Genomic DNA, 19,543 nt, shown 5'->3' with positions numbered 1-19,543 from the left:
TTTTTTAAATTTATTAAGAATTTGATCTTGGTTCAGATTGAATGCTGACGGCGTGGATGAGGCATGCAAGTCGTACGAAATAGAGGGGTAACTCTCTATTTAGTGGCGGAAGGGTTAGTAATACATGGGTAACGCACCTCTTACTTGGGAATAACGGCTGGAAACGGCCGCTAATACCGGATGTTGTGTACTGGAGGCATCTTCAGTATATGAAAGCGGGGGACCGAAAGGCCTCGCGGTAAGAGAGCGGCCCATGCGATATCAGCTTGTTGGTGAGGTAAGAGCTCACCAAGGCTAAGACGTCTAGGCGGGTTGAGAGATTGACCGCCAACACTGGGACTGAGAACTGCCCAGACTCCTACGGGAGGCTGCAGTCGAGAATCTTTCGCAATGGGCGAAAGCCTGACGAAGCGACGCCGTGTGTGTGATGAAGGCCTTCGGGTCGTAAAGCACTTTCGCCTGGGAACAAGAGAAGCAGGCTAACACCCTGCCCATTTGAGGGTACCAGGTAAAGAAGCACCGGCTAACTCCGTGCCAGCAGCTGCGGTAATACGGAGGGTGCAAGCATTAATCGGAATTATTGGGCGTAAAGGGCGCGTAGGCGGTAAAGTAAGTCAGATGTGAAATCCCGGGGCTCAACCCCGGAACGGCATTTGAAACTACTTTTCTAGAGGGTAGGCGGAGAAAACGGAATTCCACAAGTAGCGGTGAAATGCGTAGATATGTGGAAGAACACCTGTGGCGAAAGCGGTTTTCTAGCTTATACCTGACGCTGATGCGCGAAAGCAAGGGGAGCAAACAGGATTAGATACCCTGGTAGTCCTTGCTGTAAACAATGTATACTTGGTGTAGCCGGACTCAACCCTGGCTGTGCCGAAGCTAACGCGATAAGTATACCGCCTGGGGAGTACGCTCGCAAGGGTGAAACTCAAAAGAATTGACGGGGACCCGCACAAGCAGTGGAGCATGTGGTTTAATTCGATGCAACGCGAAGAACCTTACCCAGGCTTGACATACAGTAGACCGGTCTAGAAATAGACCTTTCCGCAAGGACTGCTGTACAGGTGCTGCATGGCTGTCGTCAGCTCGTGCCGTGAGGTGTTGGGTTAAGTCCCGCAACGAGCGCAACCCTTATCATTAGTTGCCAACACGTTAAGGTGGGAACTCTAATGAGACTGCCCGGGTTAACCGGGAGGAAGGTGAGGATGACGTCAAGTCCGCATGGCCCTTATGTCTGGGGCTACACACGTGCTACAATGGCCGGTACAGAGGGCAGCCAAACCGCGAGGTGGAGCAAATCCCATAAAGCCGGCCTCAGTTCAGATTGTAGTCTGCAACTCGACTACATGAAGTTGGAATTGCTAGTAATGGCGCGTCAGCTACAGCGCCGTGAATACGTTCACGGGTCTTGTACACACCGCCCGTCACATCACGGGAGTTGGTTTTACCCGAAGTCGCTGACTCAACCGCAAGGGGAGAGGCGCCGAAGGTGAGGCCGATGACTAGGATGAAGTCGTAACAAGGTAGCCCTACCGGAAGGTGGGGCTGGATCACCTCCTTTAAGGACAAGTTCGGATTTAATATCCGTAACTACGGTTGAGGGCCGGCTAAGATTCGTCTTAGCCGGCCCAAGCACAGAATGACAAGTTACTTTACCTATCTTGCGCTGTCTAGATACATAGATATCTGACAGTATGATCAATCAAGAACAAGCATCGAATTGATGAAGAGTAAAGACTCTATCAGTTCATTATGTAAATACAATTTTCTGACTTCAATAGGCGCTTGAAGAATCTTCAGACTGCTTGCGTTTTTAATTAGACGTAAGACAAGTCAATCGAAAGTCTTGACTAAAACATTTTTGGTCAAGCTATTAAGGGCTGCTGGTGGATGCCTTGGCATCAACAGGCGATGAAGGACGCGCATACCTGCGATAATCTCCGGCGAGCTGGAAAGAAGCTACGACCCGGAGGACTCCGAATGGGGCAACCCGGTGGGACTAAACTCCCATCATCGCTATCTGAATACATAGGGTAGCGAAGCGATACCCGCCGAACTGAAACATCTAAGTAGGCGGAGGAAAAGAAATCAAAACGATATTCCCCAAGTAGCGGCGAGCGAACGGGGAAAAGCCCAAACCACTTGCTTGCAAGTGGGGTTGTAGGATCCGCAACAAAGCGAGGATTGTTTTTTTAGCTGAACTTCTCTGGAAAGGGAGGCGAAACAAGGTGATAGCCCTGTAAGTAAAAAGAAAACAACCAGCGAGCGGACACCTGAGTAGGGCCGGACACGTGAAACCCGGTCTGAATCTAGGGGGACCACCCTCTAAGGCTAAATACTCGTTGATGACCGATAGTGAACCAGTACCGTGAGGGAAAGGCGAAAAGAACCCCTGTTAGGGGAGTGAAATAGAACCTGAAACCAGCAGCTTACAAGCGGTCGGAGGCCTATGCCCATTTTATGGGAAAGGCTGACGGCGTGCCTTTTGCATGATGAGCCAGCGAGTTACATTATATGGCAAGGTTAAGGGACCATCGTTCCGGAGCCGAAGCGAAAGCGAGTCTTAAAAGGGCGCATTTAGTCATATGGTGTAGACACGAAACCGAGTGATCTATCCATGACCAGGTTGAAGCAAAGGTAACACTTTGTGGAGGACCGAACCAGTTACTGTTGAAAAAGTTTTGGATGAGTTGTGGATAGGGGTGAAAGGCCAATCAAACTCGGAGATATCTTGTTCTCCCCGAAATAACTTTAGGGTTAGCCCCGGACGCATATGCAGAGGGGTAGAGCACTGGATTCACGCGGGGGGCACACCGCCCTACCAAAGGAAACCAAACTCCGAATACTCTGCATCAAGCCCGGGAGATAGACAGTGGGGGATAAGCTTCATTGTCAAAAGGGGAACAGCCCAGACCGCCGGCTAAGGCCCCTAATTCTATACTAAGTGAGTAAGGAAGTGGGGTCTCAAAAACAGTTGGGATGTTGGCTTAGAGGCAGCCATCATTTAAAGAGTGCGTAACAGCTCACCAATCGAGAGACCCTGCGCCGATAACAATCGGGGCTAAGTATAGAGCCGAAGCCGCGGATTAGCTTGCTAGACAAGCTAGTGGTAGGGGAGCGTTGTATGTGCGTCGAAGGCGTACCGGAAGGAGCGCTGGAGCGCATACAAGTGACTATGCATGGCATGAGTAAACGATAAAGGGGGTGAAAATCCCCCTCGCCGAAAACCTAAGGTTTCCAGGGTAAAGCTCGTCTTCCCTGGGTTAGCCGGTCCCTAAGCCGAGGCTGAAAAGCGTAGGCGATGGCAAGCAGGTTAAATATTCCTGCGCCGCCTAAAATTTACGCAACGGGTTGACGAAGTGCGTAGCTGCGCGCGGACCATTGGATGTGTCCGTGGAGATACGAGGCCTGTCGGTAGGCAAATCCGCCGACAATAAAGCCAGATCTCGACCAAGGGGAGCCCTCGTGGTGAACCGATGGCGCAAAAGCCATACTTCCAAGAAATAAACTCTAGCTGTTGATGGCGACCGTACCAAAACCGACACAGGTGGGTAGGATGAAGATTCTAAGGCGCGCGAGATAACTCTCGTTAAGGAACTCTGCAAATTATTCCCGTAACTTCGGGAGAAGGGAAGCTGCAGGTGGTGAGGAAGAACATTCCAAGCTGCAGGCAGCCGCAGCGAAATGGCCCAGGCGACTGTTTAACAAAAACACAGCACTATGCCAAGCCGTTTAAGGCTAAGTATATGGTGTGATGCCTGCCCAATGCCAAAAGGTCAAAAGGAGATGTTAGAGGGTAACTTCGAAGCATTGAATTTAAGCCCTGGTGAATGGCGGCCGTAACTATAACGGTCCTAAGGTAGCGAAATTCCTTGTCGGGTAAGTTCCGACCTGCACGAATGGTATAACGATCTGGGCACTGTCTCAACGAGAGACTCGGTGAAATTGTAGTAGCAGTGAAGATGCTGTTTACCCGCAACAAGACGGAAAGACCCCGTGAACCTTTACTGTACTCTGATATGGGCTTTCGATGTGTTATGTGTAGAATAACCGGGAGACTATGAAGCTGCCTCGTCAGGGGTGGTGGAGTCATCGTTGAAATACCGGTCTTGATACATTGAAAATCTAACGTCATCCCGTAAGCCGGGAGACGGACAGTGTCAGACGGGCAGTTTTACTGGGGCGGTATCCTCCTAAAAAGTAACGGAGGAGTCCAAAGCTTACCTCATCGTGGTTGGCAATCACGAGAAGAGCGCAAAGGTATAAGGTAAGTTAACTGTGAGACTGACAAGTCGAACAGAGACGAAAGTCGGGCTTAGTGATCCGGCGGTGGAAAGTGGAATCGCCGTCGCTCAACGGATAAAAGGTACTCCGGGGATAACAGGCTTATCGCCACCAAGAGTTCATATCGACGTGGCGGTTTGGCACCTCGATGTCGACTCATCGCATCCTGGGGCTGAAGAAGGTCCCAAGGGTTTGGCTGTTCGCCAATTAAAGCGGTACGCGAGTTGGGTTCAAAACGTCGTGAGACAGTTTGGTCCCTATCTGTTGTGGGCGTAGGATACTTGAAAGGAGCTGCTTCTAGTACGAGAGGACCGAAGTGGACGAACCAATGGTGTTCCGGTTGTACTGCCAAGTGCATAGCCGGGTAGCTAAGTTCGGAAAGGATAAGCGTTGAAAGCATCTAAACGCCAAGCCTCCCTTAAGATAAGGTATCCCCAAGAGACACCATGAAGACGACGTGGTTGATAGGTTGGGAGTGTAAGCGCGGTGACGCGTTGAGCAGACCAATACTAATATAGTCCATTGGCTTGACCACCTTTTTTATAAAGAGAAGCCAAGTTAAAAAAAATCCAAGCTTTCGAGAAAGCTTCAAGCGTCTATTAAAGTCAGAGATCTTGATTGATCATACACAAGTTTTTTCTTGGCGGCACGAGAGAAGGGGACACACCTGAACCCATCCCGAACTCAGAAGTTAAGCCTTTCATCGCCGATGGTACTGCACACAAGAGTGTGGGAGAGTAGGTCGCCGCCAAGTTCTTTTTTTTATCCCACCCAATACATACATTTTCCCTCTAAAACATCCATTCCATACGTTCATTTCTATGCGTTCATTTCTATGCGTTCATTCGCTTTGCTCATTCACACATAGCTAACATCATGCAGCCACTTCGTGGCAAAGTACTGCTTCGCAGTCAGTAAATGTAAGAAGATTGTCAGCATTAGATGGCAGATTGTGCTGTTGTTTAATTATAATAATGAAGAGGTGGACATCTTACTCATAAATAACTGCGAAGCAGTATTTTGCCACGAAGTGGCTGCATGATGCTAGCCATGTGTGAATGAGCGAAGCGAAGAACACATGGTAAAATTCAGCAAACAATTGAGCCACAAAGTGGCGACATTAACGATTCATTCTAGCCCAATTTTACATCTGCCGCCACTTTGTGGCTTGATTCTAGGGGGTCTCCTTTCCATGCGTTCATTCGCTTCGCTCATTCACACATGGCTAGCATCATGCAGCCACTTTGTGGCAAAGTACTGCTTCGTTACGCAAGGTTGAGTTGTTTACATTATGTAAGAGCCCTCCACAAGTCACAGCACTATACTAGGGCCATCTTCCGGCACCTAAAACCTTATTTTAGCTTGTTCATATTGTTTGCCATCGGTCATGATAATCAAAATTTATTCCTTAAATTCCCAACACTACCGAAAACACCTAAAGGTTATAAAATGGTAAATGTATCCTTAGTCGCCCCAAACATCACAAATACACAGACATCTAGTTATGTTGAAAAATCAATTCAAGCCTCAGTTCCTGATTGTGATGTAAAGGAACTCTCCGCCCTCCCAACCGAAGATAAGCCCACGGATGTTGTACCTTTAGGAAGCTATTTCCGTGCTGTGATATCAGGAATTTTAAAAGATACTGCAGTTAATACTTCAGAAGATCATTTCAAATGTGTTCAAACAATGCTGTCCATACTTAGACTGATGGACGCAACCAGTTTTCTGACCTATGCCAAAGCCTTGATGGAGATATCACTTTATGAATTCAGTCATGCCGGAAGCTTAAAGAGAACTTTAGATGACATGCACTTACAAGAAATCACATCTTTTGAGAATCCAAATCTAGATGCCTTGGCATTGAATACTTTTCTAATCATGTCGATCAATTCAGAAAATAAAGAGATAAGTCAACAGCAAGAAGAATTGCGTACAGTTGTATTAGAGCTTATACACTCCTTTTTCTCAAATACATTTGAAAGTACGCATTTGTTATATATCGCCTTTGCACTCCAGTCCATTAATTTCTTCTCTAATAAGTCGTATAAACTTCACCCCATTTTTTTGATTTTAGAAAACTTCTTTTCCAGAATGAATTTAATGATTTTTACAGCCGCTGATCTAACGCACATGATTTATGCGTTAAGAAATGTACGCATTGGAGCAAACCAGAGTAATAGAATAAATTTTAAGACAGTGACATTCTTATTAGGCATCTACAATAAGGTATCTAAACAGCTTGATAATTTGAGTGCCGCACATTTATCTATGCTTTCCCATAGTAGTGTAAGGTCACATTTCGTGAAATTAACCCCGATGCTGCAAGATCTTAAAAAGTACTTTGAAGCCAATATGCATAAAATTGAACTACTTACTGGAAGCGAAGCTGCCAGTTTCATTTTATCCTTTAGAAATAAGCTAGCACAGAAAGAAACAAATTATATCTTCCATCGAAGTGCATATAATGAGATTTTTCGAAAGACACTACAACTTATTACAAAAAAAATAGCTGAGCTAAGTCCTGAACAGATTGTAAGTATTATTTGCTCACTTCGACCGCTAAAAATAAGTGATAAGGATTTTTTAGAAGCGGCAGCTAAAGAAATAAATCTCATAAAGAATACACTTGATAATTCTTTGTTATGTAAAGCCTTGCAGAGTTTTTGTGAACACTGCCCCGTAAAAGATGAGCTCATCATCGAATTATTAGACCACTTTGAAGCTGTTCTAAGTCAAGAACCTTTAAGTTCTAACTTGGATGAACAAATTAATCTTACACGCTCTGTTCTAATCAGGTATTCCTTATCCACAAATGAATACACACCCTCATATGAGAACTTCATATATAAAAGGCTGAGTCATTTTCAGTCAGATCAACAACTAAGAACTTATGAAGCTGCACTAAAGCTGGAAACCGTACTATACACTTTTTATAAGTTGGCTGAAAAACGTTCAGAATTACCTGAATCCGTTCTAGATAAACTTAATTTAATTATTCAAACCGCTAAAGAACGTTTGGATAGGAGTCTTAGTGACCCTCAAATACAAAAATTCCAACAATGTGTCTTAGAATATTTGAAAAAGTACTTTCATAGTCAGGGCTGTATTGCAAATATAGAACTTAATTTAGACTGCTATGGCTTGTGTATAGAGTGCTCAATTCCTACTCATAGAATCTACATAAAACTGGAAAGCCCCTATTATTTAGATCAAAATGGTAAACGTCATTTTATTGATAAGGTGGAAGAAAACGTTGCTGAAATGAACAATACATTTCTCATACGCATTTGTTGCGATGAATGGCCGGGTCATAATCAAACTGGGGCGAATCAATTCGATGCTTTGAGAATGGAATTCATAGAAAATAAGCTTATGGATTCTTTATTCGCTTAACTTTGAAGGGAGCGGTTCATATCACTCCCTATCTGTATTATCTTCAATCGACTTTCGTACAAACTATTAGTTCTTTTCGATAAATTTACCTTCATCTATCGTCCAAATTTTAATCTGTAGAAATCTAGGTTGGCATGAGTTCTGAAAAACACCGCATCGAAAGTGATAGTATGGGAGAAATCCCGGTTGAACATGAAAAGTATTGGGGAGCTCAGACAGAACGCTCCTTGAAATATTTCAATATAAGTTCAGAAACGATGCCCAAAAGCATTATTCGCGCAATGGGTATAGTAAAATGGGCTTCAGCTGAAGCCAATAAGGAACTAGGACTTCTCACACCTCAGAAAGCCGATCTTATAATCGCCGCAGCAAAAGAAGTTGCAGAGGGAAAATGGGATAGCCACTTTCCTTTGCGTGTTTGGCAGACAGGTAGCGGTACTCAGTCCAATATGAATGCCAATGAAGTTATTTCCAACCGTGCCATTGAGCTCCACGGCGGGGTAATCGGCAGTAAAACCCCTGTGCACCCTAATGATGATGTCAATAAAAGCCAATCATCTAATGATACGTTTCCTACTGCAATGCATATCGCCGCTGTAGAAGAAGTCACACATAAACTATTGCCTCGCTTGAGAGAAATGTGCAGTGAACTCCAGGAGAAAGCGACCGAATACAAGGACATAATAAAAATAGGGCGCACTCATCTAATGGATGCAGTTCCTTTAACTCTCGGACAAGAGTTTTCCGGTTATGTTTCTCAGCTGCAAGATTGCATCCATTGGATTGAAAACTCAATTCAGGATTTATATAAATTAGCTCTTGGTGGGACAGCTGTAGGAACAGGCCTTAATGCCGACCCTCGCTTTGCAGAGCTAGCTGCACAGAAAATCCGTGAAATAACACAATTACCGTTTATTTCAGCACCGAATAAATTTGCAGCCTTATCTAGCCATGAACCCTTATTACAGGCTAGCGGGGCCTTAAAAACCTTAGCCGCATGTTTAATGAAAATAGCTAATGATATCCGGTGGATGGGTTCGGGTCCTCGGTGCGGACTAAGCGAACTTTTCCTGCCGGAAAACGAACCGGGATCTTCCATAATGCCCGGCAAAGTTAATCCGACGCAATCCGAAGCTATGACAATGGTCGCTATACAGGTGATGGCGCATGACTTTGCTATCACGATCGCAGGCTCTCAAGGGAATTTTGAGCTGAATGTTTTCAAACCATTGATCATACATAATTTTATAGCTTCTGTGCGGATGCTTGCAGACTGCTGCCATTCTTTCACACAGCATTTACTGAAAGATTTAAAACCTAACGTCGCGCAAATGAAAGCCTATGTAGAGCGTTCATTAATGCTTGTCACAGCACTTAATCCTAAAATAGGCTATGACAATGCAGCTAAAGCAGTTCATGTTGCTTATAAAGAGGGGATTACACTCAAAGAGGCGTGTATCAGGTTGAATCTGCTAACAGCCGAAGAATTTGATGTCTTTGTAGACCCCTCCAAAATGGTGTAATAGTTATAATTTTTTATTTAGTATACATATTGATTTGAAATTGGTAGTTTTTTCGCAAAATTAAATTTACGATAAGGCTATCTACAATGTCATGGAAGACTTTTTTTCTGGTTCTATCTCTTTACTATTCAATAATTTCCGCACAAGAAAATACGAATATCCGCGAATTCTTTCCACCCACTTCACTGACTAATACAGACGGGTTGGCAAATACTATAGTCAATAATTGCGTCAGCGTCATTTCAGGGGACTTTATTGAACAAGGAGTCGGATTGGCCTTGGATGGGCCCACCCCTTTGCTTATCGGGCACGGTTATTGTTCAGCAAATAGATCTAATAGGTCTTTATCCTATGGATGGAACTTCATGCACCCTCATGATCTTTACATCGAACAAACAGAAAAAGACAACGAGAAGGAGTATTATATCGCATATTGTGGAGAAGATTCAGGAGGAATGCATGAACATTATGGAAAAAAGATCTTAAAAGATAAAAATGTTCAAGAAGTCAGCTTCGGAAAGGGATACCAGATTGGCGCAGTGAGTTTTTCTGCGAAGGAAGATTTAAGGAATATAATTCTGACTTGGAATACAAAGAACAAAAATTGCAAAGTTCTCAGTGGTTCGGGCGAGCATAGGAATTTTGAGAAGGTCGGAGGGAAAAAGCTTCAGCATTTTGTCCTTTCCAGCTCCATAAAACCCAATAGAACTTGTTTTGAGTATACTTACGGTAAGCATCATCCTTCACGCGTCAGAGAAATTACAGCATTGAATGCCCCCAACGGCATACCTTACGGCCATATTAATTTTGACTACTATAGCCATCCCAGCACAGTAACAGCTACCTCCCATGATTTCCGTTATGTGCATTATGAAATGAAAGGCTACTCGGTGGATGATATGAGTAGTAGAAAAACAATAAAGCATTATCTCACAAGAATATCCGGAAGCGATTGCCCCCTGCGTATGTATACCTATCATCATAATGATGACAATACGGAAATGCTCCTGAATTCTCGTGTAAGCCTTACGGGCAACTTCATTCAGCCTGAATATTACAAGGCAGGTGAAAATTCACTCTCTAAATTAGGTGTGGTCTATACCGACTATAAGAAAAAAGATCACTTCAGAGATAGTGTTGTCGATAAGGTCAAGAAGCTAAAAGAACCTGTAGGTACCACAAACAGACCTATTACAACCTATCGATTTGTCTATTCGTGGATAAATAAAATTACAGAGAGGACTAAAAATGGGTTCACAGCACATCAAACAAAGAGTTCAACAGATGTTTATAATGCCCATTTGAATAAGACAACCTATTGTTATGATGGCGGAGATAAGATTAAGAAAATTGAATTCTATAGGGGCATTTTCCCCAATTATGCGTTGGATCACAGTGAAGAATATCTATGGGATTGTTATAGCAATAAGTTGGTATCAAAGACAGATCTAGATTCCGAAGGAAAGGTAGTCAATGCACGCTCATTTAATTATGATGCGCGTGGGAACATAATTTCAGAAGCATTAGAGGGCGATCTTTCAGGCAACGGCATTGTTCAAGCCTATACCCGTTGGTTTAAATATAGCGACGATGGGTTCAATAACCTTATAGCAGAAGGGGATGATGAAGGTGCTATTATCGAGTACGAATACTTGCCGGGAACCAATATACTTATTGCAAGGTTCGTAACAGGTAGTAATGGCATAGAATTGAGGGAATTTAGACACTATGATGCACAAGGCTTTTGTTTTTGTGAAACACATGATAACGGAAAAAGTAAAGACTTTAACGATCTAAGCAATGTGACAGAAAGGGTATCTACACTCAGAGAATACCACGTCGCTATACCATTATTCGGTAAAGTCAGCTCAGAAAAAGTCGTCTATTGGGATCCATCTTTAGGAATTCTAAAAAGACTTAAGAGTACGTCTTTTACATATAATGAAACAGGCCGCCTTATACGCAGAGAAGCTTATGATGCTGGTGAGAACTTCTGCTACGCAATTGAATACGGATATGATAGTAAAGGCAGGATCGTTTGGGAAACCGATCCATACGGAAACGTTTTAGAGAAAAGCTACGATGAAGAGGGGAACCTGCTTTTTGAGAAAGGTCCGGATGCCAATGTAGAAAAACACTATACCTACGACTTTGCTCACAGGAAAATTAAGGAAGAAGAGCGGCATAGCGATGGAACTGTGATTTCAATACGTCATAAATATAACCATCTGAATCAAAAAACATCTTCGATAGACCATCTAGAGCAGAAAACCACCTATGAGTATGACGATTTTGGCAGATTGATACAGACAAAGTATCCTGCCGTCAACCTATTAGGCGAGTCCGTCTCACCAGTCACCATTAACGAGTACGATACATTAGGAAATGTCATTCGTACTTTGGATAAAGAAGGGATATGGTCCACTAGCAAATATACGGTGCGCGGCGATATTTCGGAAAAAATATACCCGGATGGCAGCTCAGAAAAAAGACAATATACCCTCTCCGGTAAGTTGAAGGAAGTAATACGTCCTGACGGTACGATGCAGAGATACAGCTACGATAAGATGGGAAATGTTCTTGCAGAAGGGCTTTACGACATCTCCGGGGAATTATTAAGTGAAACGAAATATGCATGGCGCAGCAAACGCAAGATTGCCCAATACAATCCTAGCGGACCGTCTATTCTTTATTCTTACGACGGCCTGGGAAGATGCGTAGAAGAAGCTAAAGGCAACCACCGTACAGTCTATGCATATTCGAGCCGCGGTTACTTGAATGAAGAAAAGCAATATGAAGGTCAGCAGCTACTGCAGATCAAACAAAGAGAGCATGATTATTTTGGACGCATTATTGAGGAGAAGCATTTAGATGGAGAGGGGAAACTCCAGATGCATCAAACCTTTGTTTACGATTCTGCAGGAAGAAAAATTGTAGAGTCCGTAAATAATGATGACGGAAAAATCCTTTCCACGTTTACTACATTCGATTCAAGGAATCGCATCACGAAAGTGACAGACCCGGAAGGGGCTGAAACCCACTACACTTACACTTCTGATTTTGATCCTTTCAGTGGAGGTTGGATAGATGCTTTAGAAGTAACTGACAGCTCCGGACGCATTACACGTGAACGCAAGGATGCTGCCCAACGGGTAGTTTTAGTGGAAGTTTATGATCAATTTGGACAGCTTCTCCAAAAGAAAACATGCTCCTATAACTTGTATGGAAAATGTATCGAAACAACGGATAGCCTTATATACAATGACGAGGAAGTAAACACTCAGATTAGAAGATCCTACTACGATATTCTAGGAAGGCTTGTCGCAGAAACTTCGCATGCAGGCACACCCCAACAGACAATTACCAGACATACGTATGATAGTATGGGTAGAAAAACCAAAGTGCTGCGTAACGACGGTACAGAATTATATTGGATTTTTGATGCTCAAGGGCGTGTTAAAAATGAGTATGACTCAAAGCTTACATTCGACCATCACTACGAATATGATTCCGCAGATCACCCAACGAAGATTTGGGATCCTATTCAAGACTGGCAAATTGAACGATTATACAATGCGCAGGATCAACTAGAGCAAGAAAAATTCTCGCCTGAGCTCTTTATTAAATACAGTTATGATGCACTGGATAGACCCAATCTAATGACTTTTCATGATGGAACAAGTGTTAAATATACATATAAAGGGTTCAACCACGAATCCACTATTCGGCTTAACACACAGCAAGAAGAAGTCTATCAACACAAAGTTCTTTCTACCGATCTTGCAGGGAGGATCCTCTCCCTTCAACTTGCCGGAAAAGCAGGCGAAATCTCCTTTGCTTATGATAACAAAGGGCGGACGACCAATATTGACAGTGAGCATCTGAAAGGCCAATTTAAATATGCATTGGATGACACCCTTATTGAAAGTCATTACCAAGACACTCTAGGAGATTTCCAAAAGAAATATTCCTATGACTCCTTGTCACAGCTGACACAGGAATCCCATTCTCATTCCTACAAATATGACAATCTAGGAAACCGGCGATCTATCAACGGTATGCCTTATGTCATCTGTGCAAATACAAATAGACTCCTGGAATCCAATGGAAATCACTATAAGTATGATGAGAATGGTAATTTAACTTCCGTTGGGAATATGTCCTTTGAATATGACTCTTTGGATCGATTAAGGACTGTTAGAAAAGGAAATGAGATGTGGAAGTACACCTATGACGCTCTACATCGGCGTATTGCAAAAGAACATTTAAGCATCAATCCTGATCAATCATTCACCTCTCTTTCCAAAGAGAAATACCTCTATGTAGGTGTGACTGAAGCCGGTTCGGTGGACGAAAATCATCACTTCACTTCTCTGCGTATCTTTGGGTACGGTAAACAAGCAAAAGAAGGTCAGGCAGCTGCAATTGAACTCGGCGGTAAGGCTTATGCGCCTATTTATGATCATCAAGGAAGTTTGAGATCTCTGATTGACTCTGAAACCGGCGAATCAAGCGCATGCTATCGCTACGACGCTTTCGGATGTATTGAGAATTCGGAAGGGCCTGTCGCAGAAATGTGCCCTTGGAGATATCTTGGTAAGCGCTTGGATAATGAAACCGGCTTTACCTTCTTCGGACGGCGTTTCTATATGCCGGAAGTGGGACGTTGGTTGACTTTAGACCCCAGCGGTTACTCCACCGGTGCAAATGGATACCTCTATGTAAAAAATAACCCCCTCACGCTGTTCGATCTCTATGGACTGCAAGAGTTTAATCCCTTTTCGTGTGCAATGAATTTTATAGGTGAGTTGTTTTATTGCTTTATCGCAACAATTCCACGATTTGGATTTATTAGTAAGGGACTAGCATATATTCCTTTTTTAATGATGGGGTTTCGTTCGGAAGATTTTGGCTCTTATTATGGAGATGAAAGATCAAGCAGCTATACAGTAGGTGAAGATATATCTCCCGGTGGCTTTTGTGTTTCTAATATTTGCGGTATTCTAAATAATTTACATAGCTGCACAGAGATGGCATTTGCGGTAAAAAATTGCTATGGTACTGAGGGAGTTTATAGCATTCATAATTCTTCCCATGGCTTTTTTTGGGACATAATGGAATGTATTATTCAAAAATGTGGCATAAAAACACATTCTGTACAAATTGCTGCAGAGCAACTTCGAGTTGAGTGCAAATTACACGATAGAGTTATTGTAAATGCACACAGCCAAGGCGCTTTAATACTGTCATGTGCTTTAGACTATCTTACTCCTGAAGAGGTTTCTAAATTACAAATCCGAACATTTGGAGGTGCTAAAATGATCCTGAATGATAACGCATATAGTTGTATTAATATTGTTGGTAAGGGAGATTTAGTGCCTTTATTTTCAGATCCAATAGGTTTATTAAAAGGAATACTTAGCGGAAATCATAAGATTGAATATTGTAATTCAGGTTTTGGGGAGCATAGTTTTGATAAGGAAACTTATAGTAAAGCCTTGTTTCGACATGGAACATTTGATAAAATAAGAAATTTAAAACATTAGAATGTTTTTTTTGAGAGCGGTTTATTAAACCGCTCTCTTTTATCATTAGATCAGTGATGTTGTTTTTGAGTTTTGAATTTCATAAACGGAAGCAGCAATATGCGAAACGGACTGTTTGGATAGTCTAGTACTATGTTGAATTTGTTCTAATAGCGATATTATACGATCTTTCATATTACCATTATTTGTACGTAACGCCATTTCAGTAATAAAATTGATGCACTTCATTCTTGCAGCATTTGCTAATGTCAGAATATCTCCGATTTTATTAGCATAAATATCAAATATTTTTTCTGCACAGGTAAAGGATTCAATTTTACCTGCTCCTATACGATTGAGAATGACAACACTCAATCCTCTAATCGCTAGAACGCATTCAATAAGAGTATTAAATTTTCGTTTATAAAGTACGCCATGATAGCTTTCAGCTCCCAAACGGTCACTTGGAATCATAGGTGCATTAACATCCCAAAGCCTGATATCATAAAAGTTAGAATCGGGTAATAATTTTTCTGGCTCGGTAAGTAAAATCTCAAGAAAACCTATTTCGATGCCAATCAAGAACTTCTGATGTTCATTGTACGTTCTTGTATTTAGTAGTCCTTTGAAATGTTCAATGACTTGAAGCACGTGATTTTTAAGAACAGGATCTTCATGTACTTTAAGTTGATTTTTAGAAGAGAAATTGTACATCAAGATCAGGTTTGAATAGGTATTTAAAACCTCATCGATTTTAATATCGCTGTTGGAAGTGTGTTTTGGATTGATGCTCTGAGGATCAACTAAAAACTTAGTGAACCTTCCTAAGACTCTGAACATCCAAGCGTGAGTATATTGAAGTTTTTTAACTTCAAAGTTTAGAATGGTTGTATTGAAGTTTTTTAAATCATCTAATCTGTAATCCAGCACGAAATTTTCGAACCCGTGTTCTACATCATCACAAAAATTGGGGTCATCATTTTGTGCTGTGATGATTGAAGTCGGAGCATTTTGTTGCACTTGCTGTTGCACGCGAGTTGCTGAAGAAGTAGCACAGTAGGGGTTAGGGGCTGCATGAGCAGGTGTTCCTGAGTTTAATACTGTAGTAGCTTGAGTGTTAGTACGGACTGCTTGCTGTGGTATAGGAGGAAGGGGTTTAGCAGTTGTAATTGGATTTGCGGCACTCGGTGCAATCGGATTTGTAGGACGTATTTGAACATTGGAAGTATGAGGAGCGGTATTTTCATTGATTACTGGGGGAGGATTAGTATTACTACCTCTGAAGAACTGTAGTATGTTGGATAACTTACCCATAAAGGCTCCAATTTATAATTTAGATTTGGTTGTTAAATTAAAAGTATACTAATTGTTAGTTTCTTGCAACTGTATTTTGCATATAACTAGGAGCAGAAAATAGTACTGTATTATTTTAAATAATAGAACATTTATAACTAAATGCTTCGAAAAGATGTAATGCGTTTAAATTCTGATCTGCAAGATCTGCAATAGTAAGTCCTACACGTAAAATGCGATCAGCAGCTCTGGCAGAAACTCCATGTTCCTCCATTGCTATTTTTATTACCTGAAGGGAATCATTATCTAGAGGGCAATACAAATGCAGGTCAGAGCGCGTCAGTGTAACGTTGATTTTATCCTTCCTGTCAGAAGTGCTGTTTTAGACGCGCTTTTTTGAACTCTATAAGTTGTTTTTTGCAAGATGAAGCTTAACAGCGGAAATTTATGAAGAATCTTATGAAACAGCGAAATGTTTAGGAAATAAAAGATAAGTAGAAAAAAAGAGAGCGATTAATAAACCGCTCTCTTTCATTATTAGATTAGTGATTTGTTTTTTAATTTTGAATTTTGAATTTCATAAACGGAAGCAGCAATATGCGAAACGGACTGTTTGGATAGTCTAGTACAATTTTGAATTTGTTCTAATAGAGATATTATACGATCTTTCATATTACCATTATTTGTACGTAACGCCATTTCAGTAATAAAATTGATGCACTTCATTCTTGCAGCATTTGCTAATGTCAGATTATCTCCGATTTTATTAGCATAAATATCAAATATTTTTTCTGCACAAGTAAAGGATTCAATTTTACCTGCTCCTATATGATTGAGAATGACAACACTCAATCCTCTAATCGCTAAAACGCATTCTATAAGAGTATTAAATTTTCGCTTATACAGGCGAGCATGATAGCCTTCAGCTCCCAAACGGTCAATTGGAATCATAGGTGCATTAACATCCCAAAGCCTGATATCATAAAAGTTAGAATCGGGTAATAATTTTTCTGGCTCGGTAAGTAAAATCTCAAGAAAACCTATTTCGATGCCAATCAAGAACTTCTGATGTTCATTGTACGTTCTTGTATTTAGTAGTCCTTTGAAATGTTCAATGACTTGAAGCACGTGATTTTTAAGAACAGGATCTTCATGTACTTTAAGTTGTTTTTTAGAAGAGAAATTGTACATTAAAATCAGGTTTGAATAAGTGTTCAAAACCTCATCGATTTTAATATCGCTGTTGGGAGTGTGTTTTGGATTGATGCTCTTTGGATCCACTAAAAAGTTAGTGAATCTTCTTAAGACTCTACACATCCAAGCGTGAGTATATTGAAGTTGTTTAACTTCAAAGCTTAGAATAGTTGTATTGAAGTTTTTTAAATCATCTAATCTGTAATCCAGCACAAAATTTTCAAACTCGTGTTCTACATCATCACAAAAATTGGGGTCATCATTTTGTGCTGTGATGGTTGAAGCCGGAGCATTTTGTTGCACTTGCTGTTGCACGCGAGTTGCTGAAGAAGTAGCACAGTAGGGGTTAGGGGCTGCATGAGCAGGTGTTCCTGAGTTTAATACTGTAGTAGCTTGAGTGTTAGTGCGGACTGCTTGCTGTGGTATAGGAGGAAGGGGTTTAGCAGTTGTAATTGGATTTGCGGCACTCGGTGCAATCGGATTTGTAGGACGTATTTGAACATTGGAAGTATGAGGAGCGGTATTTTCATTGATTACTGGGGGAGGATTAGTATTACCACCTCTGAAGAACTGTAGTATGTTGGATAACTTACCCATAAAGGCTCCAATTTATAATTTAAATTTGTTTATTAAATTAATAATATACTAATTATTAGTTTCTTACAACTATATTTTGCATATGCCTAGGAGCGGAAAATATTGCCGTATTATTATTAAATAATAGAACATTTATAAGTAGATACTTTGAAAAGATGTAATACGTTTAAATTTTCATCTGTAAGATCTGCAATAGTAAGGCTACGCGTAAAATGCGATCAGCGTGACATGATGCCTAAGGCAATAGGAAGTTGGTAAGCCCCCAGAGAATATCCGCAATTTTTAAGAGCCGTCATGACATCATCTTTAGATTCTTTCACGGCAGAGTCAGATAGACCTACGATAACTAGGGTCGGTTTTTATGTATGGGTGAGTTGTTTGTCCCTCTTCTATACATATCAATGGAATTTTCTTTAGGTAGAAAATAAGTTATTTTACTCAAGATGGCGGCCAAACTGAGGAAATTTATGAAGAATCCTATGAAGATGCCAAATCTGGAGTGTTTAATAAATAAAAGAAAAAGAAGAGAGCGGGTATTAACCGCTCTCTATTTTGGCTAGTATCTATGAATTGGAACGTTGTTGGGATTGTGTATTCCTGCAATGTAAGCATCTCTAGAGCGTTCAATCTCTTCAATACATACTGAAATATGTCCAACTGCCTCGCGAGAGAACCTAGTATTATCAGCAATCTTTTTCAATATATACAGAACAAGTCCTTTCATATTATTTTCGTTAGTACGCAGGGCTATTTCTGTGATTAAATTAATAGACTTCATTCTAGCAGCAGGAGTTAGTGTGAGTATGTCACCCATTCTGTTTGCATAAACGTCATAAATTCCGTTGACATGAGATAGTCCACTATCGTGGTTTCCTTTTGATGCGGTGTTTAATACAACTATTGCAGCGGCTCTAATGTAAAGCACGCAGTCAATGAGAGTATTAAATTTGATTTTACATAACACGCCGTAGTATTTCTCAGCAGTAGACCGATCTGAAGGAGTGAGGGTAGCATTAACATCCCAAGCTCCTTTACTATCATAAAATGTGGATGGTTTTAACAAAATCTCAAGAAAACCTATTTCGATGCCAATCAAGAACTTCTGATGTTCATTGTACATTCTTGTATTTAGTAGTCCTTTGAAATGTTCAATGACTTGAAGCACGTGATTTTTAAGAACAGGATCTTCATGTACTTTAAGTTGTTTTTTAGAAGAGAAATTGTACATTAAAATCAGGTTTGAATAAGTGTTCAAAACCTCATCGATTTTAATATCGCTGTTGGGAGTGTGTTTTGGATTGATGCTCTTTGGATCCACTAAAAAGTTAGTGAATCTTCTTAAGACTCTACACATCCAAGCGTGAGTATATTGAAGTTGTTTAACTTCAAAGCTTAGAATAGTTGTATTGAAGTTTTTTAAATCATCTAATCTGTAATCCAGCACAAAATTTTCAAACTCGTGTTCTACATCATCACAAAAATTGGGGTCATCATTTTGTGCTGTGATGGTTGAAGCCGGAGCATTTTGTTGCACTTGCTGTTGCACGCGAGTTGCTGAAGAAGTAGCACAGTAGGGGTTAGGGGCTGCATGAGCAGGTGTTCCTGAGTTTAATACTGTAGTAGCTTGAGTGTTAGTGCGGACTGCTTGCTGTGGTATAGGAGGAAGGGGTTTAGCAGTTGTAATTGGATTTGCGGCACTCGGTGCAATCGGATTTGTAGGACGTATTTGAA

Annotated in this window: 6 protein-coding genes and 3 rRNA genes; 6 read left to right on the top strand and 3 right to left on the bottom strand. The window is 41.3% G+C overall.

The features are described from left to right. Positions 1 to 9: 9 nt before the first annotated feature. The 6 genes from WC222_12320 (at position 10) to WC222_12295 (ending at position 14,749) form a co-directional block, all read left to right on the top strand. Positions 10 to 1,561, top strand: a 16S ribosomal RNA gene (locus WC222_12320). A 302-nt stretch (positions 1,562 to 1,863) separates the two neighbouring features. Then, a 23S ribosomal RNA gene (locus WC222_12315) occupies positions 1,864 to 4,819 on the top strand. Between the two features lie 104 nt (positions 4,820 to 4,923). Next, positions 4,924 to 5,038: ribosomal RNA gene (gene rrf, locus WC222_12310) — 5S ribosomal RNA — on the top strand. Together the 16S, 23S and 5S rRNA genes form the textbook arrangement of a ribosomal RNA operon. Before the next feature lie 617 nt (positions 5,039 to 5,655). Further along, positions 5,656 to 7,680, top strand: coding sequence for a hypothetical protein (locus WC222_12305; GenBank protein ID MFA6917170.1), 2,025 nt, complete (start codon positions 5,656 to 5,658; stop codon positions 7,678 to 7,680). A 134-nt stretch (positions 7,681 to 7,814) separates the two neighbouring features. Further along, positions 7,815 to 9,203: a class II fumarate hydratase gene (gene fumC, locus WC222_12300; GenBank protein MFA6917169.1), complete on the top strand. Its 1,389-nt coding sequence runs from the start codon at positions 7,815 to 7,817 to the stop codon at positions 9,201 to 9,203. Between the two features lie 86 nt (positions 9,204 to 9,289). Next, complete coding sequence (locus tag WC222_12295) at positions 9,290 to 14,749, top strand: RHS repeat-associated core domain-containing protein (protein ID MFA6917168.1); 5,460 nt, start codon at positions 9,290 to 9,292, stop codon at positions 14,747 to 14,749. 45 nt (positions 14,750 to 14,794) lie between these two features. Here the strand turns inward: WC222_12295 and WC222_12290 are convergent, their stop codons facing one another. The 3 genes from WC222_12290 to WC222_12280 form a co-directional block, all read right to left on the bottom strand. Further along, positions 14,795 to 16,042, bottom strand: coding sequence for a hypothetical protein (locus WC222_12290; GenBank protein MFA6917167.1), 1,248 nt, complete (start codon positions 16,040 to 16,042; stop codon positions 14,795 to 14,797). A gap of 516 nt (positions 16,043 to 16,558) precedes the next feature. Further along, the gene (locus tag WC222_12285) at positions 16,559 to 17,812 is read right to left on the bottom strand and encodes a hypothetical protein (protein ID MFA6917166.1); all 1,254 of its coding nucleotides are present in this window, start codon (positions 17,810 to 17,812) and stop codon (positions 16,559 to 16,561) included. Between the two features lie 556 nt (positions 17,813 to 18,368). Beyond that, positions 18,369 to 19,543 (bottom strand): hypothetical protein (locus WC222_12280; protein MFA6917165.1); only part of this gene is annotated, 1,175 nt, incomplete at its 5' end.

This window comes from Parachlamydiales bacterium (genome assembly GCA_041671045.1).
In the GTDB taxonomy this organism is placed as follows: domain Bacteria; phylum Chlamydiota; class Chlamydiia; order Chlamydiales; family JABDDJ01; genus JABDDJ01.
This window is presented reverse-complemented; position numbering and strand designations above follow the sequence as displayed.

Excerpts from the sequence above, each read along its gene's own strand:
- fumC (MFA6917169.1), top strand. The coding sequence starts at position 7,815 with ATGAGTTCTGAAAAACACCGCATCGAAAGTGATAGTATGGGAGAAATC.
- WC222_12295 (MFA6917168.1), top strand. The coding sequence starts at position 9,290 with ATGTCATGGAAGACTTTTTTTCTGGTTCTATCTCTTTACTATTCAATA.
- WC222_12290 (MFA6917167.1), bottom strand. The coding sequence starts at position 16,042 with ATGGGTAAGTTATCCAACATACTACAGTTCTTCAGAGGTAGTAATACT.
- WC222_12285 (MFA6917166.1), bottom strand. The coding sequence starts at position 17,812 with ATGGGTAAGTTATCCAACATACTACAGTTCTTCAGAGGTGGTAATACT.